Origin of the sequence: Pseudonocardia sp. Ae505_Ps2, from assembly GCF_001932425.1 — a bacterium.
GTDB lineage: Bacteria > Actinomycetota > Actinomycetes > Mycobacteriales > Pseudonocardiaceae > Pseudonocardia.
This window is the reverse complement of the sequence record NZ_MCIP01000004.1, coordinates 1-23,524: the sequence shown is the minus strand read 5'-3', so window position 1 is coordinate 23,524 and position 23,524 is coordinate 1. Positions and strand designations below refer to the sequence as shown.

29 protein-coding genes and 1 pseudogene are annotated in these 23,524 nt (G+C 69.3%); 21 read left to right on the top strand and 9 right to left on the bottom strand.

All coding sequences use genetic code 11. The features are described from left to right. From Ae505Ps2_RS32325 to Ae505Ps2_RS32940, 3 genes are all read left to right on the top strand, one after another. Positions 1 to 197, top strand: a 197-nt coding sequence (locus Ae505Ps2_RS32325; RefSeq protein WP_212567739.1) for a hypothetical protein, incomplete at its 5' end; no start/stop codon positions are given. Further along, a complete protein-coding gene (locus tag Ae505Ps2_RS29515) occupies positions 194 to 595 on the top strand; it encodes a type II toxin-antitoxin system VapC family toxin (RefSeq protein ID WP_083696412.1) in 402 nt (133 codons plus the stop codon). The genes Ae505Ps2_RS32325 and Ae505Ps2_RS29515, both read left to right, overlap by 4 nt. A gap of 99 nt (positions 596 to 694) precedes the next feature. After that, positions 695 to 1,162 carry a helix-turn-helix domain-containing protein gene (locus Ae505Ps2_RS32940; protein ID WP_075554407.1) on the top strand — a complete coding sequence of 156 codons (468 nt, stop codon included), beginning with the start codon at positions 695 to 697 and terminating at the stop codon, positions 1,160 to 1,162. On the opposite strand, the gene Ae505Ps2_RS29505 is transcribed toward Ae505Ps2_RS32940, so the two are convergent. Next, positions 1,163 to 1,987 carry a transposase family protein gene (locus tag Ae505Ps2_RS29505; protein WP_075553319.1) on the bottom strand — a complete coding sequence of 275 codons (825 nt, stop codon included), beginning with the start codon at positions 1,985 to 1,987 and terminating at the stop codon, positions 1,163 to 1,165. Positions 1,988 to 2,732: 745 nt separating this feature from the next. After that, positions 2,733 to 2,924, bottom strand: coding sequence for a hypothetical protein (locus Ae505Ps2_RS29500; RefSeq protein ID WP_075554406.1), 192 nt, complete (start codon positions 2,922 to 2,924; stop codon positions 2,733 to 2,735). 109 nt (positions 2,925 to 3,033) lie between these two features. Between Ae505Ps2_RS29500 and Ae505Ps2_RS32935 the strand changes: the two genes are divergently transcribed. From Ae505Ps2_RS32935 to Ae505Ps2_RS32925, 4 genes and pseudogenes are all read left to right on the top strand, one after another. Beyond that, a complete protein-coding gene (locus tag Ae505Ps2_RS32935) occupies positions 3,034 to 3,441 on the top strand; it encodes a helix-turn-helix domain-containing protein (protein ID WP_212567738.1) in 408 nt (135 codons plus the stop codon). Then, positions 3,428 to 3,826, top strand: coding sequence for a hypothetical protein (locus tag Ae505Ps2_RS32930; protein ID WP_212567737.1), 399 nt, complete (start codon positions 3,428 to 3,430; stop codon positions 3,824 to 3,826). Before Ae505Ps2_RS32935 ends, Ae505Ps2_RS32930 begins: the two co-directional genes overlap by 14 nt. Before the next feature lie 3 nt (positions 3,827 to 3,829). Further along, positions 3,830 to 3,907: pseudogene (locus Ae505Ps2_RS34375) on the top strand (hypothetical protein); the annotation flags it as partial. 66 nt (positions 3,908 to 3,973) lie between these two features. Further along, positions 3,974 to 4,150 carry a hypothetical protein gene (locus Ae505Ps2_RS32925; RefSeq protein WP_212567736.1) on the top strand — a complete coding sequence of 59 codons (177 nt, stop codon included), beginning with the start codon at positions 3,974 to 3,976 and terminating at the stop codon, positions 4,148 to 4,150. A 22-nt stretch (positions 4,151 to 4,172) separates the two neighbouring features. Here the strand turns inward: Ae505Ps2_RS32925 and Ae505Ps2_RS34120 are convergent, their stop codons facing one another. The 4 genes from Ae505Ps2_RS34120 to Ae505Ps2_RS29475 all read right to left on the bottom strand — a co-directional run bounded on the left by Ae505Ps2_RS34120 (position 4,173) and on the right by Ae505Ps2_RS29475 (position 7,150). Further along, positions 4,173 to 4,604, bottom strand: coding sequence for a hypothetical protein (locus tag Ae505Ps2_RS34120; RefSeq protein WP_139320308.1), 432 nt, complete (start codon positions 4,602 to 4,604; stop codon positions 4,173 to 4,175). A 799-nt stretch (positions 4,605 to 5,403) separates the two neighbouring features. After that, positions 5,404 to 6,009, bottom strand: coding sequence for a hypothetical protein (locus tag Ae505Ps2_RS31610; protein WP_075554404.1), 606 nt, complete (start codon positions 6,007 to 6,009; stop codon positions 5,404 to 5,406). Further along, the gene (locus tag Ae505Ps2_RS29480) at positions 6,006 to 6,827 is read right to left on the bottom strand and encodes a ParA family protein (RefSeq protein WP_084786557.1); all 822 of its coding nucleotides are present in this window, start codon (positions 6,825 to 6,827) and stop codon (positions 6,006 to 6,008) included. The genes Ae505Ps2_RS31610 and Ae505Ps2_RS29480 overlap by 4 nt, the downstream gene beginning before the upstream one ends. Continuing rightward, complete coding sequence (locus tag Ae505Ps2_RS29475; protein ID WP_075554402.1) at positions 6,824 to 7,150, bottom strand: hypothetical protein; 327 nt, start codon at positions 7,148 to 7,150, stop codon at positions 6,824 to 6,826. Before Ae505Ps2_RS29475 ends, Ae505Ps2_RS29480 begins: the two co-directional genes overlap by 4 nt. Before the next feature lie 157 nt (positions 7,151 to 7,307). Here Ae505Ps2_RS29475 and cutA point away from each other — a divergent pair, with 157 nt between their 5' ends. After that, on the top strand, positions 7,308 to 7,625 hold the full coding sequence (gene cutA, locus Ae505Ps2_RS29470) for a divalent cation tolerance protein CutA (RefSeq protein WP_075554401.1): 318 nt from the start codon (positions 7,308 to 7,310) through the stop codon (positions 7,623 to 7,625). Here the strand turns inward: cutA and Ae505Ps2_RS29465 are convergent. Beyond that, a complete protein-coding gene (locus Ae505Ps2_RS29465) occupies positions 7,609 to 8,613 on the bottom strand; it encodes a hypothetical protein (RefSeq protein ID WP_084786556.1) in 1,005 nt (334 codons plus the stop codon). The genes cutA and Ae505Ps2_RS29465 overlap by 17 nt on opposite strands. A gap of 525 nt (positions 8,614 to 9,138) precedes the next feature. After that, complete coding sequence (locus tag Ae505Ps2_RS29455) at positions 9,139 to 9,354, bottom strand: MerR family transcriptional regulator (RefSeq protein WP_075554400.1); 216 nt, start codon at positions 9,352 to 9,354, stop codon at positions 9,139 to 9,141. A gap of 129 nt (positions 9,355 to 9,483) precedes the next feature. Between Ae505Ps2_RS29455 and Ae505Ps2_RS29450 the strand changes: the two genes are divergently transcribed. The 13 genes from Ae505Ps2_RS29450 (at position 9,484) to Ae505Ps2_RS29395 (ending at position 21,552) form a co-directional block, all read left to right on the top strand. Then, positions 9,484 to 10,359 carry a DUF2637 domain-containing protein gene (locus Ae505Ps2_RS29450; RefSeq protein WP_075554399.1) on the top strand — a complete coding sequence of 292 codons (876 nt, stop codon included), beginning with the start codon at positions 9,484 to 9,486 and terminating at the stop codon, positions 10,357 to 10,359. A 12-nt stretch (positions 10,360 to 10,371) separates the two neighbouring features. Beyond that, on the top strand, positions 10,372 to 10,590 hold the full coding sequence (locus Ae505Ps2_RS29445) for a hypothetical protein (protein ID WP_020626468.1): 219 nt from the start codon (positions 10,372 to 10,374) through the stop codon (positions 10,588 to 10,590). Beyond that, positions 10,587 to 11,183: a hypothetical protein gene (locus Ae505Ps2_RS29440; protein WP_075554398.1), complete on the top strand. Its 597-nt coding sequence runs from the start codon at positions 10,587 to 10,589 to the stop codon at positions 11,181 to 11,183. Before Ae505Ps2_RS29445 ends, Ae505Ps2_RS29440 begins: the two co-directional genes overlap by 4 nt. Then, on the top strand, positions 11,183 to 11,458 hold the full coding sequence (locus tag Ae505Ps2_RS29435) for a hypothetical protein (RefSeq protein ID WP_020626466.1): 276 nt from the start codon (positions 11,183 to 11,185) through the stop codon (positions 11,456 to 11,458). Before Ae505Ps2_RS29440 ends, Ae505Ps2_RS29435 begins: the two co-directional genes overlap by 1 nt. Beyond that, complete coding sequence (locus Ae505Ps2_RS29430; RefSeq protein WP_212567735.1) at positions 11,455 to 11,844, top strand: RRQRL motif-containing zinc-binding protein; 390 nt, start codon at positions 11,455 to 11,457, stop codon at positions 11,842 to 11,844. Before Ae505Ps2_RS29435 ends, Ae505Ps2_RS29430 begins: the two co-directional genes overlap by 4 nt. Beyond that, a complete protein-coding gene (locus tag Ae505Ps2_RS31605; protein WP_139320306.1) occupies positions 11,841 to 12,179 on the top strand; it encodes a hypothetical protein in 339 nt (112 codons plus the stop codon). The genes Ae505Ps2_RS29430 and Ae505Ps2_RS31605 overlap by 4 nt, the downstream gene beginning before the upstream one ends. Beyond that, positions 12,176 to 12,544: a WhiB family transcriptional regulator gene (locus tag Ae505Ps2_RS29420; RefSeq protein ID WP_084786555.1), complete on the top strand. Its 369-nt coding sequence runs from the start codon at positions 12,176 to 12,178 to the stop codon at positions 12,542 to 12,544. Before Ae505Ps2_RS31605 ends, Ae505Ps2_RS29420 begins: the two co-directional genes overlap by 4 nt. 334 nt (positions 12,545 to 12,878) lie before the next feature. Continuing rightward, positions 12,879 to 15,245, top strand: coding sequence for an FtsK/SpoIIIE domain-containing protein (locus Ae505Ps2_RS29415; protein WP_075554396.1), 2,367 nt, complete (start codon positions 12,879 to 12,881; stop codon positions 15,243 to 15,245). A gap of 7 nt (positions 15,246 to 15,252) precedes the next feature. After that, on the top strand, positions 15,253 to 15,456 hold the full coding sequence (locus tag Ae505Ps2_RS29410; RefSeq protein ID WP_075554395.1) for a DUF4236 domain-containing protein: 204 nt from the start codon (positions 15,253 to 15,255) through the stop codon (positions 15,454 to 15,456). A gap of 2 nt (positions 15,457 to 15,458) precedes the next feature. Then, positions 15,459 to 16,346, top strand: coding sequence for an HNH endonuclease family protein (locus tag Ae505Ps2_RS29405; protein ID WP_075554394.1), 888 nt, complete (start codon positions 15,459 to 15,461; stop codon positions 16,344 to 16,346). Positions 16,347 to 16,461: 115 nt separating this feature from the next. Continuing rightward, entirely contained in the window at positions 16,462 to 16,638 is a 177-nt protein-coding gene (locus tag Ae505Ps2_RS32315) for a hypothetical protein (protein ID WP_170917177.1), read from the top strand. A gap of 175 nt (positions 16,639 to 16,813) precedes the next feature. Then, a complete protein-coding gene (locus tag Ae505Ps2_RS29400; protein ID WP_075554393.1) occupies positions 16,814 to 21,001 on the top strand; it encodes a phage/plasmid primase, P4 family in 4,188 nt (1,395 codons plus the stop codon). Then, entirely contained in the window at positions 21,001 to 21,552 is a 552-nt protein-coding gene (locus tag Ae505Ps2_RS29395) for a hypothetical protein (RefSeq protein ID WP_075313443.1), read from the top strand. The genes Ae505Ps2_RS29400 and Ae505Ps2_RS29395 overlap by 1 nt, the downstream gene beginning before the upstream one ends. Positions 21,553 to 21,863: 311 nt before the next feature. Here the strand turns inward: Ae505Ps2_RS29395 and Ae505Ps2_RS29385 are convergent, their stop codons facing one another. Continuing rightward, positions 21,864 to 22,094, bottom strand: a complete 231-nt coding sequence (locus Ae505Ps2_RS29385) for a hypothetical protein (RefSeq protein ID WP_139320304.1) — start codon at positions 22,092 to 22,094, stop codon at positions 21,864 to 21,866. Positions 22,095 to 23,524 lie beyond the last annotated feature (1,430 nt).

Below are 23,524 nucleotides of genomic sequence, written 5' to 3'. Positions count from 1 at the left end.
ATGTCTACGCTGCGCTCGCTGCAACTGCCGAGGCGAACCGGCAGTCGTTGTCGGCATTCGTGGTTGACCGGCTCACCGAGGTCGCCCAGGTGACCCGGCTGGACAACTACGTGGCCTCCTACCAGCCGCCGCAGGGCAGCGGGCTCACCCTCGACGACGCGACCGCGGTGGTGAGGGAGGTGCGCGAGGCCTCGTGAGCCTGGCCGTGATCGATGCTTCGGTACTGGCCGCCTTCTACGCGGCCGATGATTCTCGTCGCGATGTGGTCGCGGCTCGCCTGGCAACCGGCGACGCCCTGTTCGCTCCTGCTCACCTCGACGCTGAGGTGGTCTCCGCGTTACGGGGTATGGCCCGCCGCAGCTCCGTGCTGCATGCCGCGATACCCGCCGCGTTACGGCACCTGGCGGATTTCCCCATCCGCCGCATGCCACTGGCTCCGCTACTGGAGCGCATCTGGGAGCTCCAAGACAACATCACTCCCTACGACGCTGCCTACGTTGCGCTCGCCGAACGTCTCGGTGGCCCCCTGGTCACCGGAGACGGCAAACTCGTCGCAGCGAGCGGAGCTCGCTGTACCTTCGACCTCATCACGTGATCGGCATCCGCAGACCCCCCTACGGCACCGGGGCAGGCTGGCGAAGGATGTGGATACGTGCCTACCGGCGGTGGGCGGACCGGAAAGAGACGGGCTGGCGTGAGCGAGTACCAGTACTATGAGTTCCTTGCGTTGGACCGGCCGCTCACCGAGCGGGAGCAGGCCGAGGTGCGGGCGTTGTCAACGCGGGCGCAGATCAGTGCGACCAGATTCACGAACGAGTATCACTGGGGCGATTTCGGTGGTGATCCACTCCGGATGGTGGAGCGCTACTACGACGCCCATCTCCACTTCGCGAACTGGGGCAGCCGGACGTTGATGTTCAGGCTGTCTCTGGCGGTGTTCGATGTCGAGACGGTCGACCCGTATCTGGTCGATTCACTGGTCACCGTGTGGGACACCGACGAGCACATGATCCTGGGGCTGCACAGCGAGGACGAGGGCGCGGACTTTTTCGCCCGCCTGGTCGCCGCCGACGAGGACACCGTGCGCGATGTGATCCACGCGTTCAACGAGCGGGGCTGGCCGCGCTGGACCCTCAGTGAGGTGTTCTCAGTAGCGGGTTGATCATGTCGTGCGGTCGTACTCGGTGTGGAGTAGTACGAGCGCAGCTGCGGTGATCGCGCCGGTGCGCCAGGGACATAGCGTGACTCGCCGCAACGCGGCGAAGGTGGTCTTGAGCAGGGCGTTTCCGCGTTCGGCCAGAGCACGAAGGGCTGAGTGCAGGGTGTTGACGGTGCGCTGGTTGACCGTCTGCCCGCGGCCGGGGGCGAGTTTGATGGGCACGGTGAGCCGGTCGGCTTCGCCTTCGTAGCCCAGATCGCCCAGCGCGGCGTGGGTGTCGTCGGTGAACGCGGCCAGGCCCTCGAGCAGCCCGGGGTGGGTACGGGCGCAGCGGGTGTCGTGCTCGCGGCCCGGCCGCACGTCGCTGGTCCATAGCGGCCATCCATCAGGTGCGGTGAGGACCTGGATGTTCCCGCCGTGGCGGCGGTGCTTGCCCGACCACCACAGGTCGACCCCGGGGGTGAGGCCGAGCGCGCGGCACCGGTCGGTGGCGATCAGGGTGCCGTCGAGATTCACGTGGGTGTGCCCGGCTGTGCGGGCGGCGAGCAGGGCTCCGTGCAGGCCGGGTGCGGCCGCGGCGAGGACGTCGATGCCTTCGTGCAGGTAACGGTAGGCCGTTGCAGTGCTGATCGCGTTGTCACCGGCCGAACATCGGACCCGGGTAGCATCACAGAACCAGCGGATCACCAGCACTGCCTGGGCGAACGGGGTCAACGCCCGCCGCCGGGTGCCACGTCGACGGCGTTGAAGGACCAGGAGCCGCGCCAGATAGGCCACGGTGCGCTCCCCGATCGGGAGGACAGCGGTGTAGGTGACAGGATCAGACATGCAGGACCTCGGTGACGGTGTCGATCTGTGCTGGACCGAACCGATCTACCGGGGTCCTGCCCCGTTCCCGCTCATCTCACCACCCTCGGCGTGTCGCCACGACCTGCCACCCCGCTACTGAGAACACCTCGTTGTCTACAACCTAGTTCTCATCTCCGATTTTCACCCCACTAGAAAGGGAGAGGACTGTCATTGCTGTCATGATCTTGTATCGTCGCAGGTCAAACCCGGTATCAGGGCGATGACAGCAACCATGACAGCAGCGCCGACACCCCTGTTTTGCTGTCATTGAGCCTTTTTCAACCTGACCGAGGACCCGCCGCGAAGCGGCGGCAGGGGCCCCGTCGGCAGCGGCCAGATCCCCGATGATGCAGGTCAGGCCGCCGCGTGGTCACGGTCCGGGGAGGCCCACTCGACGGCTTGACCAGCACAAACGCCAGGTTGAAAAAGGCTCATTAAGCGTGTGAGACCTGGGTTTAGCGTGAGGTGCTGATACCTAACTTGACCTGGGCAGATAGGTTCCTGGCTCTATGTCTAGATCTTGTTGTGACGCGGGGTCCGATACCTAACTTGAACTGGGGAAACAGGACCACATGAAGACGGCCCCGCATCTTCTCCTCCGCGGGCTACTTGGTAGCGCGGTGGAGTGAAGCGGGGCCGTCGAGGGGGCGTTGTGGATCTTGGCGGGTGTGCTGATACCTGATTTGACCTGCGATGACAGTAGGCGTGACGGTGGCTTGGCGGGTTACTTCTCGCGCTTGAGTGCGTCGCGGTGGTCGGCGAGGTCGTCGGCGATGGTGTCGCGGAAGGTGGTGTCGCTGATGAGTCGGCGGGTGGCGACGCGCATGAGGTGCTGGACGTAGAGGCGCTGCTTGTCGGTGTCGCGGCCGATCTTGCGTCCGATGACGCCGGCGAGTCGCTCTAGTGCGTTGACCACGAACGTTCACCGGTTTGGCGACACGCCGGGTGATGTCCCGGTCGAGCAGGTCGGGAACTCCCACTCTCGGCGCTGAGGTTGCGTCGGCGGCGGGAGTGGGGGCTTCGGAATGGCTGGACCGGTCAGGGCACGACGGCTGACCGAGGAGGAGGGGCGGCGGCTGACCCTGATCGTGCGCCGCGGGCGGGGGAACCCGATCCGAGTCCGTCGGGCGTCGATCATCATGGCGTCGTCGTCGGGAACCCCGGTGCCGGCGATCGCCCGCCTGGTCGCCGCCGACGAGGACACCGTGCGCGATGTGATCCACGCGTTCAACGAGCGGGGGCTGGCCGCGCTGGACCCTCAGTGGGCGGGAGGTCGTCCCCGCCTGATCAGTGACGCCGACATCGCGTTCATCGTCACGACGCCCCACCACCCGCCCGGACAAGCTGGACCTGCCGTTCACCCGGTGGAGCATCCGCAAACTCGCCGCTCACCTGGGCCGCTGCCACGAGCACAGGATTGTGATCAGCCGTGAGCGGCTGCGGGTCATCCTGCGCGAGGCCGGGGTCTCGTTTCAACGGACGCGAACCTGGAAGGAGTCCACCGACCCGGACAAGGACGCCAAGCTCGACCGGATCGAGGAGGTGATCAGTCGATTCCCGGGCCGCTGCTTCGCCTTCGACCAGTTCGGGCCGCTGTCGATCCGCCCCTGCCACGGGGTTACCTGGGCACCGGAGACCAAACCGACCCGCCTGCCCGCGACCTACACCCGCACACACGGGATCCGCTACTTCCACGGCTGCTACAGCCTGGGCGACGAGCAGCTCTGGGGCGTGACCCGACGCCGCAAAGGCGGCGACCACACCCTCGCCGCACTCCAGTCGATCCGCGCGGCCCGTCCCGACGGCGCACCGGTCTAGGTCATCCTGGACAACCTCTCGGCGAACAAGACACCGAAGATCCGGGCGTGGGCGGCCTGGCACAAGGTCGAGTTGTGCTTCACCCCGACCTCCGCCTCATGGGCGAACCCGATCGAGGCCCAGTTCGGGCCGCTGCGCACCTTCACGATGAGCGCGTCGAACCACCCGAACCACACCGTCCTGGCCCGGCGGCTGCAGGACTACCTGCGCTGGCGCAACGCCAACGCCCGCCACCCCGACGTCCTCGCCGCCCAACGACGAGAACGCGCCCGCGTCCGCAGCGAACGCCAGCAGCGCTGGGGCCGCCCCAGCACCGCTGCATGACCAAACCGGTGAACGTTCGTGGTCAACGCACTAGCTCGCGCTGCTCGGTCTGGGCCAGGTCGACGGTGACGCGGGTGGTGGGGCCGGGCTTAGGGACTCGTGGTCGTCCGGGTCGGGCGGCGCCGCCGGTGGTGGTGTCGGTGGTGGTGTCGCTGTGGGCGGGGGTGGGTTCCGGAGTGGTGGGGGCGGCGGTCGTCGCGGCGCGGCTGGTGCTGCGGGTGGTGGTGCGGCGTCCTGAGGTGGTCGTGGGGCGCTTGGTGGCTCGTGCCCGGGTCTTGGTCGGGGTGGCGGCCTCTGGGCCTTCCTGGGCGTTCTGAGCGCTGTTGGTCTGGGGTTCGGCGGTGGCTGGCTCGGGGGTGCTCGGCTGGGGGGTGGTGTCGTCCTGGGGGGCTGCGGCGGCGGGGTTGCCCATCGAGGCGAGGGGCGAGGGGCGGCGGGTGCGTGCAGGGCTCATTGCGAGGTCTCCGTGATCAGGTAGCGGAACAGCTTGGAGTACAGGTCGGCGAGGGTTGCGGCGCTCGGGCCGGGCATCGCGTGGACGGGCAGTCCTGCGCCTTCGGCCTGCTCGACGACGGTGCGTTCGGGGAGCCATGCCCGGCACAGCAGGTCCGGCAGTGACTCGCGGAGTGCGTTGTGGTGGTGACGGTGCTCGGCGCGGTTGGCGACCCGGTTGGCGACGGGGGCGCGGTCGGGATCGCAGTCAGCACGGAAGCGCGGGTCGGGCCAGCGGTCCGGACTCGCGACGGCGAGATCGGCGAAGCAGCGTGGCCGGCGCGGCGGTTGTCGCGAGCCGCGAAGGGCTGGGAGCGGTGCGGACCATCCCAGGGCGGGGTCTCGTTCCTCCGCCGATCGTCCGCCCTATGGTCCGCATCGCTGTTTCCGCAGGTCGGATCAGGTTTGAGGAGGTCAGTTCGGCGTGCCGTGCGGACCATGCGGACCAGGATCCGACGTTCAGTACTTCTTGTAGCCCTTCCCGAGTTCTACCTTGATTCTTGGTCCGCAAGGTCCGCATCGGAGGTGTGAAGCGCAGGCTGATACCTGGTTTGAGCTGCGGTGATAGTGATGCGGACCTTGATGCGGACCTTGTGCGGACGGTCGGCGGACCTTGAGCGTTTCTGGCTTGCTCGCCGGGTCTGCGGACTTTCTTCTCCGCGGGTCTGTGGGTCGTGTGTCCAGGTTTGTCCTGGTTGCTCACGGTTCTGACGTACTCGGTAGCGGGTGCAGCGGCGGCAGCCGCTACCGAGTACGGCGGTTCACTTCTCGCGCTTCAGCTCGTCGCGGTGCTCGGCGAGGTCTTCGGCGACGAGGTCGCGGAAGGCGGCATCGGAGATGAGTCGGCGGGTGGCGACGCGCATGAGGTGCTGGACCTGGACGCGTTTGCGGCCGAAGTCGCGGCCGATCTTGCGGCCGATGACGCCGGTGATGCGCTCGAGTTCGCGCTGTTCGGTCTGGGCGAGGTCGACGGTGGCGCGGGTGACGGGGCCCGGCTTCGGGATGCGCGGGCGGCCGGGGCGGCTGGAGGGCGTCTCGGCCGCGGGGGTCTCGGCGCCGGCCGGCGCGGCGGGTGCCGCTGCCGCTGCCGGTGCGCCGGTCGTGCTGCGGCTGCTGCGGGTGGTCTTGCTGCGCCCTGAGGTGGCCGGTGCGCGCTTCGTGGCGCGGGCACGGGTCTTTGCTGGGGCGGCCGCGCTCTCGGAGTCCTGAACGGTCTCCTGCGCTGCCTCGGGTGCCGCCGGAGCCGCTGGAGCGGGAGTGGCCTTGCTGGTCGCTGGTGCAGCGGTGGGCTCGTCGTCGGGGGCGACGGCGGCTGGGTTGCCCAGGTTCGCGAGCGGGCTCGGCCGGCGGGTGCGTGCTGGGCTCATGGTGTGGCCTCCGTGATGAGGTAGCGGAAGATCTTGTCGTAGAGGTCGGTGAGGGTGACTGCGCTCGGTCCGGGCATCGCGTGGACGGGCAGGCCGTAGCCCTCCGCTTGCTCGACGACGGTCCGATCGGGCAGCCAGGCGCGGCACAGCAGGTGCGGCAGTTCGGCCTGGAGGGCGTCGTGGTGGCGCCGGTGCTCGGCCCGGTTGGCGACCCGGTTGACGACGACGCCGATGAGCTGGACGTCGTGGTGCTGCTGAACCGGGGTGATCATCCCGTTGATGAGCTGCCGGACGCCGCCGACGGCGTTGGCGGTGGGCGTGGTGACGCTGATGATCGAGTCCGCGGCGTAGGCGCCGAGGGTGGTCAGCGACGAGATCCCGGGTGCGGTGTCGTAGAGGATCAGGTCGTAGCCGTCGCCGGCTGCGTCCATGATCTTGGCGAGGTCGCGGTAGTGGGCCGGGCCGAGCGCGAGTCCGGCGACGTCCTGGTTCGCAGGGAGCACGTCGAGGTTGCCCCACGCGGACCTGTTGAACTCGGCGATGTCGATCGCCGGGTCCTGCGCGGACAGGACGGTCCCGGCGACGAGCTCGGCCGGGTCCTGGCCCTCGGAGAAGCCGACCAGGACGTCGGCGATGGTCCGCTGGACCTGGTCGGGATAGAGGCCGGTGACCAGCGTCGTCGCGTTGCCCTGAGGGTCCAGCTCGACGACGAGCACGCGCTGACTGGCCCGAGTGGCGACGGTCGCGAGGTTGAGCGTCAGCGTGCTCTTGCCGACGCCGCCCTTCAGGCCGCTGATCTGCACGCGACGCGGCGTCACCGGACGACCCCGGCGACGTCCGTTGTCGGGGCCAGGTCCGCACCGACGGGGTGACCGAACGGAGAGAGTCGGCCCGGCCGCACGACGACGATGAACTCATGCAGGGAGCCGACGATGGCCGCTGCGGAGAGCCGCCCGGCGACGGTGCAGCCGCCGCCCCGGCGACCGCTGGTGTCGAAGTGCTCGACGGCGTGCGGGGCGGAGTCCCACAGCTCGCGGTAGGCGCGCTGGGACATGCGTGCCGGCTTCGCGGGCGGCTGTAGCTGGTCGAGCAGGTCGGCGCCGAGCGCGGGGCCCAACGTCACCGTGGTCTCGTCTGTCATGTGCTCAGTATGGCCGTAGGTCCGTACCTATACAAGGGTACGGAGGTACGGCTGTACGGCATCTTTCGGGTGGTCAGAGGCGTGGTCAGTCCTGGCGCGTGATCTGGCCCCTGTTCTTCGGGGTTACCGACCCCCGGTTGGGCGTTACGCTCGTGAGATGACGCTGTGGGAGGTCTCGACGGCTACGCCGACGGAGAGCGACGCTCGTGCTCTGGCACGGTCAGCCGTGCAGGCGGGGCTGGCTGCTGGTGCCCAGGTGGAGGGGCCCGTGGGGTCCGTCTTTGTCCATCAGGGCGAGTACGGAGAGGGTCAGGAGTGGCGCGTCTCGCTCATGACGTCAGAAGCTCGCCGGGTCGCACTTCAGGGGCACCTCGTCGAGTGCCACGTCTGGGAAAATCCGCAGGTCACATGGCGAGAGCTGGGTGCCTCGGATGGCTGCGCAGACTGGGTCGAGAGAGTTACGCGCGCTGACTGAGGGGGTCCCGAGTCTGGAAAAGCTCGGCAACCGCGGCGACGTCTGCGTATGGCTTGAGGTGCGTGGCCACTTCCGCCAGTCGGGCCCGTGGTCGTACCGAGCCCACTCCGTGAGCTAGATCCAGACTGGTGGAGATCACCTGCGCAGCCTGCTCTACCTCGTCCGCCTGCAAGTAGCTCTCGGCTAGCCATGAGCTGTACAGGGCTTTGTCTCGCGCGGCGGAGCTCGGGAATCGGCTGAGCGCTTGTTCGAGTGCTGGCACTGCGCGCAGTGGCCGTCGCAGCTCGGTCCAGCATCGCCCGGTGATGATCAGCAGCTCGTCGCGATCGATCCATGCTGCGTAGTCGGGTGTTGGTTCCTCGGCGGCTTCGACGGCGTCCAGGGCCGACGAGGCGCGGCCGCGCGCGGAGGTTGTTTCGTCGACCAGTCCCGCGCGCGCCAGGGTCCACGCTCCTCGGTCGTACAGCAGGGCTCGAACCCCGGGATGGACGCCCGGCATGCGCGCGTGCGTGAGCGAGCGCCGGGTCAGGTCGGGGTCCGGATCACCGATGGTGAGTTGCTGGTACGACTGCAGAGCGAGCGCGTTACCTGCAAGGTCGTGATGGTCGCCCTCGATCGCAGCGGCGTGGCTGCGCTCGAAGAGCGCGCGAGCCTTGTCGTGCCACCCGGCGTCGAAGGCGGCCCATCCGGCCTGTTGCGCGCTCTCGGCGTAGAGGGAGAGCAGTGCTCGAAGGGTCGCCGTGGAGTGCGTGCCGCCGTGAAGTAGGCCGGCTGCCATGTTCGCCTCGTCGATGTAGAGGCTGAAGGTGTCACGTCCGCCGAGGTAGTCGTCCATCTTGCGCAGTGCTTTCAGGCGATCTCGCAGTGATGCGATCGTGTCCGGGGTCGTCTGGTGCCGGTGATTGTCGGGGTCTACCCCGGGGATGGCTGTCGCCATCAGGGCCGCGAGTCCTGATGTTCCGGTCAGCAGAAAGTTCCTGCGCTGCACGTCCGTGTCCTCGTCTCCGCCTGCGGCTGTTGCGGCCGACGCGGCCGGCGCAGCGGCAGGGCTAGAGGTCAGGGTCTCGATCCCTGCTGTCGAGACACCAGGGCGATTACCCGACAAAAAGCGGACAGAGGTCGTGCGCGCCCTTGTCGACTTGGGCACGGGAGCCCCGAGCGCCGTCAGGCTGCGCAGGAAGTGAGCGTGCGGTCGCTTGACCGCTCCGGTCTCCCATCGGGCGACCGTGCGAGGGTCGAGGTTCTGACCTCGGTGTTCGTTGCGCTTGAAGACCATCTGCAAGATCTGTTGCGCAAGATCCTCTTGCGTCCAGCTTTGATCTTCGCGCCAGCGTCGCAGCTGCTCGCCCCACGGGGCGTCAACGTCTTCCGGGTGAGTCATAGCTACCGCTGATTCTGTCGGGTCTCTGCCGGGTTTTCGCCCTCGGTATGGCGTCTGAGCTGCACGAATGTTGTTCACGTGAACGAACCAACGTGGCAACTGAGGGGCGCCGTCGCTTGTCGGCCGAGTGAGTCAGTCCTGGCTCGTCGGCAGGACGGCGCCGGCCGCTTCCAGTTCGTCGCGGAGTTTCTGCAGGTCCCACCGCATGTGACCGCCGACGGTTCGCGCTTCGGGGTGGACCACCCCGGTGCTCGCCCACCGGCTCAGCGTCGATTGGTGGACGCCAAGCGAGCGGGCCGCGGCGCTGGTGCTGACCAGGTTCGCCCTGGTCGGGGGTCGATCGGCCATGAGGTCGAGTCTCCCACGTCGGTCCACGGTTCACCAAGAAAGCCTAGTTCACGCATCTTGCATAGTCCGCGTGGATCTCTCTATCGTAGCCGCGGAGCTTGCATAGTTTGCCGAGATTGGGAGTCGAGCATGACGGAGACGAGCAAGAAGATCACTGGTCGGACCGTAGGTACGGCGGTACTGCTCGCCGTGGTGATCGGCGCGCCGGCTGCTGCGAGCTGGCATGGGCTGGCTGCTGCCGGCGAGACGGCGTTGGGCCTGGAGGGTCCGATGTCGGCACTGGTCCCGCTGGTGCTGGATGCGGCTGGTGCGTACGCCGCGGTGCTGTCGGTGCGGGACGTCCTGGCCGGTGACAGCGCGGCGATGAACCGCCTGCTGGTGTGGGCGTACGCGGTCGGCAGCGCCGGTTTCAACGCGTGGCACGCCGACAAGGTCGGCGGCTTCGCGGCGGCGGTGTTCTACGCGGTGGCCTCGATCTCGGCGGTCCTGCTGTGGGACCGGACGCTGCGGGCGATGCGCCGGGACCGGCTGCGGGACGCGGGTGCTGTGTCGCCGCCGGCTCCGCGGTTCCGGGTGGCGCGCTGGGTCGTCGCACGTAACGAGACCTGGCACGCGTGGCAGGCCGCTGTGGTCGAGGGCGTCTCGGACCCGGTCGAGGCCGTTCGCCTCATCCGCCCCGCCGACCACCTTCCCCTCCGCGGGCACATCACCCGACTTCCCGAGCAGGGCGAGACCGCTACCCACGAGCTGCGCCCGGCCCAGTCGCCGGCAGACCTTCCGGCAGACGGCCCGGTGCAGGACACGCCCCTGCTGCGAGAGATGCCCAAGTCCGACGCCATCCGCCACGCAGTGGCGGCCCTGGACGAGGACGCCACCGCCAAGGATGTCTCGGCCTGGCTGGCCGAGCACCGCGTCGAGGTCGCCCCGACCTACGTGTCCGACGTGCTCCGTCGCGACCAGCGCAAGTCCATCACCGACGAGCCGCCGCTGCGGCTCGCCAACTGAGGAGAGAGCTGCATGTCCGCCATCGGGATCGTCATCATCGTTCTGCTCATCGCCGGAATCGCCCTGGCGCGGGCCGGAGCCGCGGGGATCGGGCTCCTGTTCCTGGCCGTCGCTCTGGTGCTCTTCGTCAACACCCCGGCCGGCAGCGGTCTCCCGTCGGCGGTCGGCACCTTCTTCAGCAGCGTCAACGAGGCCGCCACGCCGGTCCTGACCGACGGAGCACAGTCGTGAACCGCCGCGACGTGGTGATCTCGGGACTGCTCTGGGCGGTACCCGCAGTCGGAACACTCGTCCTGGTCATCCGCCGGGGCGGGTGGATCGACGGCGCCGTGTCGATCCGGGCCGCGCTGCTCAGCGTCGGCATCGTCCTCGGCGGCACAGCGGCCATCTGGATGCTGGCCCGGCTCCGCTCGGCGATGCCGAGGACCGGGCAGATGTCCGTGCAGGGCCACGGCCACGGCTCCACCCGCGCTCTGATCGCCCGTCACGAGGCCGGCCACGCCATCGCGGCACAGGCACTCGGCGGCCGGGTCGTGCGCGGCACGATGACCGACGACAGCGGCCTGGTCTCCGCAGTCCTGCCCGGCAAAGTCGGCGAGCAGGGCGCGGTCACGTTCCTCCTCGCCGGGGAGCGAGCCGCCGGAACCAGCCGCGGGACCAGCGGCGACCGGGCAGCGATCCGGACCGAACTGCGGGGCCTGGACACCAGGCAGCGCCGCGAGGTCATGCACCGGGCTCGCAAGGACGCGGCCCGCATCGTTCGCACCCGTCGCCGTCAGATCGACCAGGTCGCCGACCGAATGAACCGGACGGGGCGATTCTGATGGCGGCCCGTCGCCTGACCCTCGTCGCCGACCTGAACGCCGGTCGTGAGCTGGCCGTCCTGATCGACGGACCGTGGCGGCTGCGCTGGTACTGGCGCGACGAGCTGGAGGCCATGCAGGCCGCCGCCGACCGCTACCCCGACGGCCACCCGGCCGCACAGCTCGGCCACTACCGCCCGACCGACGAGCACCGCGACCACCCGACCCAGATCGACGTCACCGGCCGCGCCTGGCGCTACGCCCACGACGTCCGCCACCTGCGGAGCGCGTCGTGACCGGCGGCGTGATGACCGACCGCTGGGGCTGGCAGCCCACCGCCTGGATGGAAGCGGGCGTCCCGACCTGGCGCTGGCGCTGCGCACCCGGGGGCCTGGTGACCCGCCGCCAGATGCGGGCCGCCGACCTCGCCCCGGGCGGCGCCGCACCGGTCGCCCGCGTCGTCTGCCGCCGGGGCCGCCGCTGGGCCGACCTGTGGGACCCGGCCGACCTGACCTCCAAGCGCACCCCCAGTCCGGCACAGCTCGCCGCCCTCGATCGGGCGATGGCTGCCCGCCGCTGGTGCCCGACCTGCAAGACCGACGCCGGCTACTGCATCCCGCGATCCCTCGGCGCGTGCGTCGACTGCGCCGCGCCCGCCACGACCATCAAGGAGGACCGATGACCAGCACTCCGTACCTGACCGTCGTCCGCGACCGCGTCGAGGACCAGGCCGACGACTACGCCGGCCCGGACGCGCCGGCCGCGAACCCGAGCTACCAGGACCGTGCCGAGCAGGCCGCCCGCCGCGCCGACGAGCTGGCCGGCCGCGCCGGGCAGGCCGCCCGCCGTACCGCCGACCTCCTGGACGCCCTGCAGGCCGGTGACGTCCTGCGGGCCACCCGCTACGCCATCGACCTCCGGTCCGGCCTGCGCACGACGGCCGGCCTGCTCGGCGAGCTGCACACCGATCTCGACGAGATGGGTGCCACCACGATCACGAAGGACGATCTGCGATGAAGCACGCCCCGTCCCGCTGGCCGACCCGCCACGCCGACCCGGCCGCCGCCGCCCTCGCCGAGCTGGCGACCGCCGTCGCCGAGACCGCCCCGGTCGGGGACTGGCCCACACAGGCCGCGTGCCGCGACGACGCCACCGACCGGCACTGGCCGACCGGCCGCGAGGGCTCGCCCCGCTACGAGCGCCAGGCCGCCGCCGCACTCGACATGTGCCGGTTCTGCCCCGTCCGTGCCCAGTGCCTCGCCTACGCCCTGGAGGCCGGTGAGGACGACGGCATCTGGGGCGGCACCACCCCGGCGCAGCGGCGCTCGCGACTCGACCGCGACCGCACCGCTGCCACAACGCGCTCGCACATCGCGAGCTGAAAAAAGGAGATCTCAATGAGCAACGACAATCGCGCCGCTGACCGGGACCGGAATGGCATCAGCGCCGACTCGGCCGAGGGGACCGTGAGCGTTCTGCCCTGGAGGTTCGAGCCGCACCGCCTGCGATCCGGCCGTGCAGCGTTTGGCAAGACAGTCCGTGCTCCCGCGGTGCTCGACGCAGTGCCTCCCGGACCGACCGAAACCACGATCTCGCCCGCTGGCGCCAATTTCACCCGCAACGGATGGGAATGGTGCGGCCTCTGTACCTGCCGCGTTCTCGACGGCCGGTGCTCGAACACGCAGTGCTCCAAGAACAGGAAGTGAGGTCACTCGCATGGCACGCAACAAGGGAGGCGGACGGCTCGGCAAGCCGATCGCCACGTACCCCATCGGCTGGTGGTTCGTCGGGCAGGCGCTCGGCGCTACATGGCGCTTCCTGGCCGGCCAGGTCGTCACGCGGCGGCCAGGCCGCTGGGACTCGCGCTACCTGACCTGGGCAGCGGAAGTGCCGGAGAGCGTCGCACTGAGCCGCGAGGAGGGCATCCCGCGCTCGCGCTGGGCGCGGCGCCCGGGGTGGCAGCGCCAGACCGCTCGGTTCGCTGCGATCGCACTGCTTGCAGGGTTCTTCGTGTGGCCCGTACCTACGGTCGCACTACTCGTCGTTGGTGCCGTAACTACGGCTGTCCGTAAGGCACTTGACCTGCGGGAGCTGGCCTACTACCACCGTGTGTGCGGTCGCTTCCTGCAGTGGACTGCCGGCCGGGTCGGCTGGAGCGAGGTCAGTGCCGACCCGCGGCAGTGGATCGAGCTGCCCCCGGGAGGACTGCGCTGGGAGCCCGTGGCTCCGCTGCGTACCGCCGTTCTGGCTGAGGGCGAGGGCGAGCGGGCCGGGTGGCTGACCCGGCTGTGGCCGGCCCTGGCTCGCCGTCTGCGGCCCCTCACGGCGCCGGTGGCGGACTGGCGGTGGGTCCTGTGGCTGACCGCGCCGCGCGACGGACTGCGGCCCTGGCGGGCGATGCTGGCGCGCCTCGTCGGCCGGCTGGTGATCCGGGCGGCCGAGACGTCGCGGCTGCTGCGGGTCCGTCCCCGCTGGTCGACCCCGGACCTGGAGAACCCGGATGCCCTGATCGTGATCCACTACCCGGCCAGCTACCAGGCGCACGACCAGGACCTGAAGGAGGTCGAGCGGGTCGTCACCTCCCGACTGCCGGGCGGTCCGTGGAAGAGCCGCAACAGCTCGGACGACCTGACGCTCACGATGTATCACCCGGAGTCGCTGCCGCGTGGGATCACCTGGGACCTGGGCATCTTCGAGCGGCACTCGCAGTTGAAGCTGCCCATCGGCGAAATGGCTGGTGAGCGAGTCATCTCGGTCGACCTGAAGGGGCAGACGCCCCACATCAACGCCTCCGGCAAGACGGGGCGGGGGAAGACGGTCACGTTCCTGACGATCATCGGCGGGTTCCTGTATCACGGCGGTCACGCCGTGATCGTCGACCCGAAGCGCGTCGATTTCGTACGCCCGTTCCGGCGACTGGAGAACGTCGATCTGGTGACGATGCCGGACCGTTTCCCGACGGTTCTCAAGGACGTTGTGAGCGAGATGGAGCGCCGGTATCAGATCATTGAGGAGTTTACGGAGCGAGCCGATGAGCTGGGTTACCCGGAGATGGAGAAGAATGCCGAGCTGTACTTCCAGCCGTTGATGTTCTCGGTCGACGAGAAGTCCGGTTACACCGCCGAATGCACACATTGGTGGAAGACTGAGGGAAACGACGGGAAGCCGGGTAAGGGCCCGTCGGTCACGGTCGATTGGGAGCGCGCTCTCGTAGTCCGCGGCCGGGCCTGCTGCGTCTACGTGATGGCTGCCGCACAGCAGAACTCCATCCCGATGGTGTTCCCGGATACCGATATCCGCTCGAACTACCAGTACAAGATTCTTGCCGGTCCCGCGGACGGCCCGTCCTGGATGGTGACCTTCCCCGGCACCCGCCGCCGGAAGCTGTCCTCGGACGTAAAGGGACGTGCAATTGTCGGGGTTGGTGAGGATCTGCACGAAGCGCAGCTCGCCTACATGGATCCGGCTGTTATTCGGCAGGCCGAGGAGCACGGTATGGAAGTGCGCGACGAGCTGAATCTGGAGCGCGCCGAGCGGCTCGCCAAGATCACCGGGCGGCCGCTGTGGGAGGTGTCCCCCCTCCCGTGGTGGGTGTCCCGTCCTGCCCAGACGGCCGAGTCTGTCCCGGGACAGGCGCCGACCAGGGACACCGGCGCCCCGGTGATCGACATGGCACCTCCGATGGCTCTTGTTTCTGCAGCTCAGGACGATTCTGACGATGAGACGATCAACGCCGAGAATGAGTCCGTAGCTCTGTACGAGCCCGCTGCAGAATCGAACGCGGGTTCGACCGGAGCTGCGAGCGAGGACACGGCAGAGGTCGACGCGGGCGCGAACGTCAGTTCGAATGCGGCTGTGTTCGGGGCGGTCGAGGACGCGCCGGAGCGGATCCGGGGCAACGGCGGGGCGGCCGAGTCCCTGGGGGTCCGGCTCGACACGTTCCGTCGGGCTCGCACTCGCGCCGAAAAGCGAGGCGATTCCATTCCGGGAATGGCTACCGAAGGCCGTTTCGTGACGTTCGATCGAGTGCAGCTCGCAGAGTGGTGGAGCCAGCGCCCGGGTAGCGGCCGGAAGGCTGGCTGAACACGCGATGGGACGTATTCGAGGACGGAAACGGATTCGCCTGGGTCCGCTGGTGCTGAATTTCTCCTCCGCGGGCCTGGGGGGATGGGCGCTCCGGTCCTGGGGGATCAAGGTGTGGCGGTGGTCGTGGAATTCGAGCACCGAACGACATTCCATCGACGTGCCGGGTCCGTGGGCCTGGACCAGCGACCGACCGAAACGAGAGGACTGATCATGAGGAATCCGACGAAGACGCTGCAGCTCGGCCGAACGGCCACCGTGATCGGGATGCTCGCCGCGCTGCTCGCGGCCCCGGCCGGTGGCGCCACGACGATCGCGGACGTCCGGCCGCCCGCACCCGGGGTGTCGCTGGCGACGGTCACCGGCCGAGACGTCCGGGTCGCCTACCCCGGGGAGGCGCCGGAGGAGTGGTCCTCGGTCGGCGACGAGACGTCGATGACCGTCGAGCCCGGCACCCGCATCGACGTTCGGGGCTGGCGGTCCACCTGTTCGGTCCGCGACGACGCCGGCACGGTCCTCATCGCCGACGCCGGCCTGCTCTCGGCGACGTGCGCCGTCCCGCCGGCCGCCGGACTGCTCCGGACCGCGGCCCCGGCTGCCGGGCCCGGCGCTGGGCTGCAGCTCGCTCCGGACGGCCCGGCGGCTGGCTACGACCGGTCCGAGTTCGGCGACGGATGGGCCCGGACCGCGCCCGGCTGCGACACCCGAGACGCAGTCCTCGCCCGGGGCCTCACGGCCACGACTGTCCGACGCGGCTGCGACGTCACGGCCGGGACGCTGCACGACCCCTACACCGGGCGCGTGCTCACCGGCCCCGCTCGCGCGCTCGACGTCGACCACGTCGTGCCGCTGTCGCTGGCCTGGCGCACTGGCGCGGCCCGCTGGACGGCCGCCGAGCGCGAGGAGTTCGCCAACGACCCGGCGAACCTGACCACGACCGCGGCGGCCGGGAACCGAGCCAAGAGCGACGACGGCCCGGAAGAGTGGCTACCCGCGATCGACCAGTGCGGCTACGTGACCCGCTTCGCCGCGGTCGTCGAGCGCTACGACCTGACCGTCACCGAGGCTCGCCGTGACGCGATCGAGGGAGCCTGCCGATGATCGCCCGGCGTGTCGGACCCGATGTCCCCCGACCGAAACCCGGATTACGGCAGGGTGCGCCGGCATGGGAGCACGAGGACCGAAACCGCAGGGTCTCCGGCAACTCAGCCTCAAGATGCCCGAGACGCAGTGGGCGATCTACAAGGCCGAAGCCGAGCGGCTGGGGATGCCCTGGAGCCACTACGTGTGCTCGGTACTGGCGACGGCCCACGGGCTCGACCCGGTGGGCGGTCAGCGGCCGGTGGACCCGCAACTCCTGCTCCCGCTCGACGAGCAACGAGGGGCTGCGTAGCCAGTCCCTGACAGCAGAAAACCCGCCCCCCGGTGTGGGAGGCGGGCCCTGGCCCCGGTTCGCGAACGCGTCTGGTTTGGCGGCCGTCGATTCGTTCGAGAACCCGAGTTCTGCGATCTGAGGTTACCGCGTGAGTGCTCCTGCGCAACGTCACGACAGCTCCGAGACGCCCCGCGTGTCTCTCGAACGGCTCGTCGCCGCACTGGAGGCGGCCGGCGTGTGGCATCGGATCACCGGCGAGGAGGTCTCGTTCCGGTGCCCGCTGCCGGACCACGACGACTCGACGGCGTCGGCGGGAGCGCGGTGGATCCCGGCCGATGGCCGGCGCCCGGTCGGGCGGGTCGTGCTGTGGTGCCGGGCCTGCGGCCGGGGCCGCACCTCCGAGCTGCTGGCGACGCTCGGCCTCGCCGGGACGGACCTGTTCGACGACAAGCCCCGACGGCCGGATGCTTCCTCTCCGCGGGCTGGCCGTCCGGTCTCCCCGGCGGCCGGGTCGGGCGCGCCCCGCCCGGTGTCGGGGAAGTCCGAGCCCCCGGTCCGGGTCCCATCGCGGGCGACGGTCTACGAGTTCGAGGACCAGGCGGGCGAGATCGTGGCTCGCCTCACCCGGTTCGATCCGACGGTTGCCGCACCGGGGGCCCGGAAGGGGTTCCGGTGGCAGCACCGCGGCGGACCGCGCGGCGGCTGGAAGAACGGGAAGCCGACTGGTGGGGTATCGCTGTACCGGCTGCGGGCCGTGCGGACTGCCACGGCCGCCGGGGCCCGGGTCTGGCTGGTCGAGGGCTGCAAGAACGCAGACCAGCTCGCCGCTGCGCTCCCGCCCGGCGAGGTGGCGACGACGCCCCCGGACGGTGCAGGCGCTCCGTGGCGCCCGGAGTACACGGAGATCTTGGCTGGCGCGACGGTCACCGTCATCGCTGACCGGGACTCGGCCGGCTACCGGCATGCCGCTGCCGCCGCGACCGCGCTGCGGGCCGCCGGCGCCGCGGTCCGCGTGGTCCGTACGCCCCTTGAGGTCGACGGCGCGGACGCCTCGGACCACCTGGACGAGGGCCTGGACCTGGCCGCGTTCGAGGATGTCCCGCCTGTCCTGCTCGACGACCCGGCGTCGAACTCCGGAGCACCGAGCACCGGGGCCGCAGCCCCGGCCCTCCCTGCCGAGACGGCTCCGCCCGCCGAGACCGAGGAGGGCATCGGGGGACTCGGGGAGGTCCGCTACCTCGCCGAGCGGCGTGACGAGCGCCGCGGTGGCGCCCGTCGCGTGCGGCGCCGGCACCAGACCGACTACGGCAACGCCGAGCGGTTGATCGACCGCCACGGCGATGACCTGCTGATCCTGGCCGGCCAGTGGTACGTCTGGGACGGCACCCGATTCCGGCTCGACCGCACGGGCGCGATCGAGCGCTGCGCCAAGTCCACCGTCCGCGACATCTACGGCGAGGCGGCCGCGGTGACCGGCGAGACGAACGAGGCGATGGCCGAGCGTCGCCAGATCGCCAAGCACGCGGTCTACTCCGAGTCGCGCACGGCCATCAAGTCCATGGTCAAGCTCGCTGAGACCGAACAGCAGGTCGTCGTGGAATCGGCCGATGATCTCGACGCGGACCCGTGGGTCCTCAACTGCACGAACGGCACGATCGACCTGCGCACCGGGCAGCTCCGGCGTCACGACCGCGCCGACCGGATCACCCGCTCGACCGGCATCGCTTACGACCAGGACGCCCCGACGCCGGAGTGGGACCGTTTCCTGGCGCGGATCCTGCCCGACCCCGGGGTGCGGGAGTTCCTGCAGCGGATCATCGGCTACTCGCTGACCGGGATGACCAACGAGGAGAAGCTGTTCCTGCTCAACGGTGGCGGCGCGAACGGCAAGAGCACCTGCATCGCGATCATCATGGCGGCGCTGGGCGAGTACGCGATGGCCGCGCCGAAGGACTTGCTGCTGTCCAAGCAGGTCGGCGGGATCCCGAACGACGTCGCCGCGCTACGCGGCGCCCGGGTCGCGTCGGCGACCGAGACCGCGGAAGGCGCTCGGCTCGACGAGGTTCGGATGAAGGAACTCGTCTCCGGTGACCGGCAGTCGGCCCGGTTCCTGCACGGCGAGTTCTTCGACTTCAAGCCGCAGGCCAAGTACTGGATCAGCACCAACCACCGGCCGGTGATCCGCGGCTCGGACGACGCGGTGTGGCGCCGCATGGTCCTCGTCCCGTTCACCGAGCACATCACCGACGCAGAGAAGGACAAGCGGCTCGTCGAGAAGTTGCGCGCGGAGCTGCCCGGCGTCCTGGCCTGGGCCGTGCGCGGCTGCGTGGCCTGGCAGCGCGACGGCCTGGCCCTGCCGGAGGCCATCCGCTCGGCCACCGACTCCTACCGCACCGAGCAGGACCTGATCGGCGGCTTCCTGTCCGCCCGCTGCGTGGTGCACCCGGACGCGGAGGTCCGCGCCTCGGCGCTCTACGCCGAGTACAAGCGCTGGTGCGATGACGTCGGGGAGAACATCCAGAGTCAGCGCAACTTCGGGATGCGACTGGGAACCCGTCCGGGGTTCAACAAGCGCAAGGCCGGTCACGAGAACACCATCACGTGGTTCGGGCTGGGCCTGAAGTTCGGCGGCAAGTGGGACCACCTGGCGGCGCCGGAAGAAGAAGACGACCGGCTCACCGGCCCACCTTCCCCTCCGCGGGCAGAAGTTGACCCGACCACGACGGCGGCTGAACGGCCCGCCTCCGCTCCGAGCCTGATCACACCGGGGCCGTGCGCCACGTGCGCGGTGCCCGGCCCCGGCTGCGGAGTCGACGGCGTCGCCAAGACCGCGGAGCCCTGCGTGGTCTGCGGCGAGCCGACCCGAGTCCGCTCCCGCTGCGACGCCCCGCGCCACGGCCACTGCGACGGTGGCACCCGTCCGACCGACGAGCCGCCGCACCCGGCTCCTGATGCCTCAGAGGCCGCTGAGCGGCTCTCAGGCCGTCCCGTCGCCCGTGAGTCCGGCAACGTCCCGCAGGCCGCACAGCGGCGATCTGAGGGCCGCACAGCGGGACGTGGCACCCGCCGGGGTCTGCACCTGTACGGCGTCCTCAGCTCCGACGGCCTGACGGTCGTCGCCGACCGGCGACCGGGCCCCACGGAGCCGCTGGACTCGTTCCCGGGCGACCTCATCACCGACTGCCCCGAACTGGCCCGCCGCCACGGACTGGAGGTTCTCTGGGTTCACGACAGCGCCCTGCGCCAGCTCCGCGATGGCGGCGACCCGGACGGCGAGATCCCGGCCGGCGCCGACGCGTGGCGAGTCGTCGACCGCGACACCGCGCAAGCCGTGACGATCGCCGTCCCTGCCTGGCTCGACGGCGCATGGTGCGAGGCCGAATCCGGCCGCGAGCTGGCCGCTGCTCTCGCCGCGTTCGAGGCTGCAGTCGGGATGCGCCCGGTCACCGCCCCCGCGGCCACGGCCGGTGCCCTGCTGGGCATGCTCCACAACCGCCACGGAGCCCGGCCTCTCGTCGCGCCCGACTGGCTCCCGGATCGAGACGTCACCTACGGCGAGCGCCCGCTGTCCTGGGCCCGCCCTCTCACCGACGCCGAGCAGGCCGCACCGTGGGTGATCGGCCTGGACAAGCGTGCCGCGTATCCCTCGGTCATGCGAGACCTCCGGGTCGGCATGGGCACCCCAGAGCACCGCCCCGACGGCGAGTGGTCCCCGAAGGTCCCCGGCCGGCACCGCATCGTCGTCCGGGCCACCGGCGATCGCGACCCGCTGCTCCCGGACCCGCTCACCGGCGCGGCGAGCGACTGGCGCTGCACTGAGACCCTGATCTATGCCGAATCTGCCGGCGTCCAGTTCGACGTTGTCGAGTCCTACATCTGGCCCGACAGCGGCCGCCCGCTCGCCACGTTCTCCGAGCGGATCCGCCACGGCCTCGCCGAGCTGCGGACCAAGGAGGCCGCCCACGAGCTCGGCGCTGCCATCGCGCTCGCGGTGATGAAGGAGACCTACGCGTCGGTCGGCGGGATGCTCGCCTCTCACCGCCGAGAGGAGATGGCGACCCCCGGGAAGCTCTGGCGCCCGGACTGGACCGGCACCCTGACGGCCAAGGGTCGCGTGAACATCCTGAGGAACCTCGACAAGATCAGCGCCCGGCCGTTCGCTGGCAACGTCGACGAACTGTTCTTCGCCGTTACTGACCCGGACCCGGCCGCTCTCGGCCTGCCGATCGGAGACAAGCCGGGCCAGTACCGGCTCAAGACGTCCCCGGTTGCGCTGTCCGACGTCGCCGAGGCGATCGAGGCGTGCTCTCGGGGCCGCCGCCGGGCCGGGCCGGCCCCGCTGCTGCGGTGCCTCGACCAGCTCGCCGGAGGTGAGAACTGATGGGACTCGGTTCCGACAGCGCTCGCCGCGCGCTTCGCTCCGCGCCGACCGGCGGGCTCGGCACCTGGCGTCAGGCCGTCGACGAGCTGTACGGCGGCTCCACCGCCCGCGCCGCCGAGGCGCAGGGCGTCTCCCGCCGCACTGTCCAACGCTGGATGGCCTCCGATGAAGGCCGGTCGGTGCAGTCGCGCCGCGCCAACCCCGCCCGCCTGGGGCAGCTCCGGGAGGGCCGAGCGCTCGACCGGATCGCCCGCGGCGAAACCGGCGCCCGCTACAACTTTGCCGGTGGGGTGGAACTGTCAGCCGGAGGTAAGCGGGGTCGCACGGGTCGTCGCTCGACGCAGAGCCGCGACACCAGCGGGTTCCAGGAAGCCGACCCGGACGGCCTGCAGGCGTGGGCACGCGCGATTCAGGCGGGTGACGAAGAGGGCGCCGAGCGCGCCATCTCGGAGATGATGTTCGGCCCGGAATCCGGCTACCACATCCCGCCGTCCCCGTCCTACCCGTCGATCACTCGGATCGACCGGTTCGAGGTCGAGTTCTTCGACTGACCGGCGGGACGGTGATCCCGGCACGCTCCAGCTCGGCGCGCCGTGCGGCCCGCCGACCCGCGATCCGAGCCCGATCGAGCGACGTCAGCGGCTCGGCGGCCGGGTCGTCGCCCCCGTGCGCCTCGCGCGGGTAGAGCCGCACGCGCGGCCTCGGGTACGTGTAGCGCCGCGGCACCGCGTACGCCTCCGGCGCCCCGCAACCTTTTCCAACCTGTGCCCGTGGCGGATCGGCCACATCACCGCCGCCGCGCTCGTCCTTCTCCACATCGAACACGGCCGCACAACATGATCAACAGTCTACCGGGAAAGGCTCACTCACCGCGACTTTGACGACCCCCTGCCTGGCCACCGAGGGAGCCCTGTGTGACCAACTGGATCAAGTGCTCCTTGACCTCCACCACCACCGGCGTCTGCCGCAACTCCTTAAGCGTGACATCAACGCCGTAACGCTTCAGCTTATTCTGGATAATATCCCAATCCTGCTCCTCTCCTGTCTCTTCGGCATTAGCAGGCAAAAGGCAGTGGAGCGCGTCCTGCTTCATCTCGGCTACATTCACCTCCCGGTGCCTGCTAAAGAATTCAAGCGACCCTGACCAGCCCCGCCTCATTACCTCTATCGTACGAACACTCCCTACTCGGGCATATTCAGTCACGTCTACATGAATAGTTCCAGGCGGTGCACTTCCGGCGTGAGAGATCCGCACGATTAGCGCACGAAGATCGCTTACCATGAAGAATCTTTACCTTCCCGGCGAGCAGGGGAGAGTAGCTGTCACGGAATACTTGCTCGCGATTCCCCCGCTCGGGGTGTGAATAACTGCCCACGCCCGCCAGGTGACAGGCTGTGGAGTGACGCAGTGCGCTCGCGCTGTCGCCCGCTTACCCGCGCCACCCCCGGGACGGACTAGTGCGGTACCCAGAGTTCCTCGCGACTTCCAAGTGTGATCAGTGAAGTACGCCTGGAGATGGATCACGATCGGTGCGCGCTTATCGCGGCAACGCCCCGGATTCCAGTACCCGTGACTACTGAGGTCGCCAGACTTATCGAATGTAGAAATATGAGGGCGATCCGCCCGCAAATCAGGCTTACAGTTTAGCAGATATGCGAGAGCCTCCGGATCGCTCGCGATAATCTCGCCGCCATTAGGTGGAGTCATCTCGGACTCTGGGGCAACGGTAGGAACTGGATCGTCTGAAGGTGCAGGGCCGGGCGGTGTTTCAGTAACTGGGACAGGACCGGCAGCCGACACGATCTCCGTTGCCGACGCTGGAGCAGAAATTCCCATCGCGAGAGCTATAGCGGTAGCGACAACCACGAATTGACAGGCAGGCCTCGATACAGGCACAACAATCTCTTTTCTTCGGCTCAGCTAACTCTGTGCGCAACAGTAATCTAGGGGCGACGAACAAAGGAAGTGCGGAGCGGACATCGTGAGCAGGCGCACAAGGTAACGGCACTCTTAAGAGTTTCCCCTTAATCCTTTTACTTACCTACCCCTCGTCACATCGCGGCGTAGCGAGGGCAGAGCGCGGAGGGCTGAGTGCGGGCCGGTCGGCTTCGCCTTCGTGGCCGAGGTCGCCCAGCGCGGGGTGGGCGTCGTCGGTGAACGTGCTCGCGGCCCTGGTCGTACGTCGCTGGTTCATAGCGGGCCATCCATCAGATGTAGGTACAGCACTCGGCGTGTAGCCACGACCTCATGCCCCGCTACTAAGAACATCTCAGTACATACGGCCTATTGGAGGCGTAGCTACGGAGATCCGTTCCGATAGTCATGGTTCATATTAACATAGAAGTCAGTAGTGCCGTAGATACGGCTGATAGGGCATAATATGGCTTCTGAGCAAGGTGATATGCAGTTAATGCCGCAGGCATACTTTCGATACGGAGGTCCGCAGCTACGGATAGTAATGATAGATACGGAGGTCCGTACCTACGGTCCAGCCGCAGGCTGGGGCCGCGTGGGCCGCAGGC

Bases quoted from the DNA above. Each gene is read 5' to 3' on its own strand.
- Ae505Ps2_RS29405 (WP_075554394.1), top strand. From the start codon at position 15,459: ATGAGGAATCCGACGAAGACGCTGCAGCTCGGCCGAACGGCCACCGTG.
- Ae505Ps2_RS29455 (WP_075554400.1), bottom strand. From the start codon at position 9,354: ATGGCCGATCGACCCCCGACCAGGGCGAACCTGGTCAGCACCAGCGCC.
- Ae505Ps2_RS32925 (WP_212567736.1), top strand. From the start codon at position 3,974: ATGAGCGCGTCGAACCACCCGAACCACACCGTCCTGGCCCGGCGGCTG.
- Ae505Ps2_RS29435 (WP_020626466.1), top strand. From the start codon at position 11,183: ATGGCGGCCCGTCGCCTGACCCTCGTCGCCGACCTGAACGCCGGTCGT.
- Ae505Ps2_RS29410 (WP_075554395.1), top strand. From the start codon at position 15,253: ATGGGACGTATTCGAGGACGGAAACGGATTCGCCTGGGTCCGCTGGTG.
- Ae505Ps2_RS29475 (WP_075554402.1), bottom strand. From the start codon at position 7,150: ATGACAGACGAGACCACGGTGACGTTGGGCCCCGCGCTCGGCGCCGAC.
- cutA (WP_075554401.1), top strand. From the start codon at position 7,308: ATGACGCTGTGGGAGGTCTCGACGGCTACGCCGACGGAGAGCGACGCT.
- Ae505Ps2_RS29395 (WP_075313443.1), top strand. From the start codon at position 21,001: ATGGGACTCGGTTCCGACAGCGCTCGCCGCGCGCTTCGCTCCGCGCCG.
- Ae505Ps2_RS29445 (WP_020626468.1), top strand. From the start codon at position 10,372: ATGTCCGCCATCGGGATCGTCATCATCGTTCTGCTCATCGCCGGAATC.
- Ae505Ps2_RS32935 (WP_212567738.1), top strand. From the start codon at position 3,034: ATGGCTGGACCGGTCAGGGCACGACGGCTGACCGAGGAGGAGGGGCGG.
- Ae505Ps2_RS29450 (WP_075554399.1), top strand. From the start codon at position 9,484: ATGACGGAGACGAGCAAGAAGATCACTGGTCGGACCGTAGGTACGGCG.
- Ae505Ps2_RS31610 (WP_075554404.1), bottom strand. From the start codon at position 6,009: ATGAGCCCAGCACGCACCCGCCGGCCGAGCCCGCTCGCGAACCTGGGC.
- Ae505Ps2_RS34120 (WP_139320308.1), bottom strand. From the start codon at position 4,604: ATGAGCCCTGCACGCACCCGCCGCCCCTCGCCCCTCGCCTCGATGGGC.
- Ae505Ps2_RS29420 (WP_084786555.1), top strand. From the start codon at position 12,176: ATGAAGCACGCCCCGTCCCGCTGGCCGACCCGCCACGCCGACCCGGCC.
- Ae505Ps2_RS29415 (WP_075554396.1), top strand. From the start codon at position 12,879: ATGGCACGCAACAAGGGAGGCGGACGGCTCGGCAAGCCGATCGCCACG.
- Ae505Ps2_RS31605 (WP_139320306.1), top strand. From the start codon at position 11,841: ATGACCAGCACTCCGTACCTGACCGTCGTCCGCGACCGCGTCGAGGAC.
- Ae505Ps2_RS29505 (WP_075553319.1), bottom strand. From the start codon at position 1,987: ATGTCTGATCCTGTCACCTACACCGCTGTCCTCCCGATCGGGGAGCGC.
- Ae505Ps2_RS32315 (WP_170917177.1), top strand. From the start codon at position 16,462: ATGCCCGAGACGCAGTGGGCGATCTACAAGGCCGAAGCCGAGCGGCTG.
- Ae505Ps2_RS29385 (WP_139320304.1), bottom strand. From the start codon at position 22,094: ATGAAGCAGGACGCGCTCCACTGCCTTTTGCCTGCTAATGCCGAAGAG.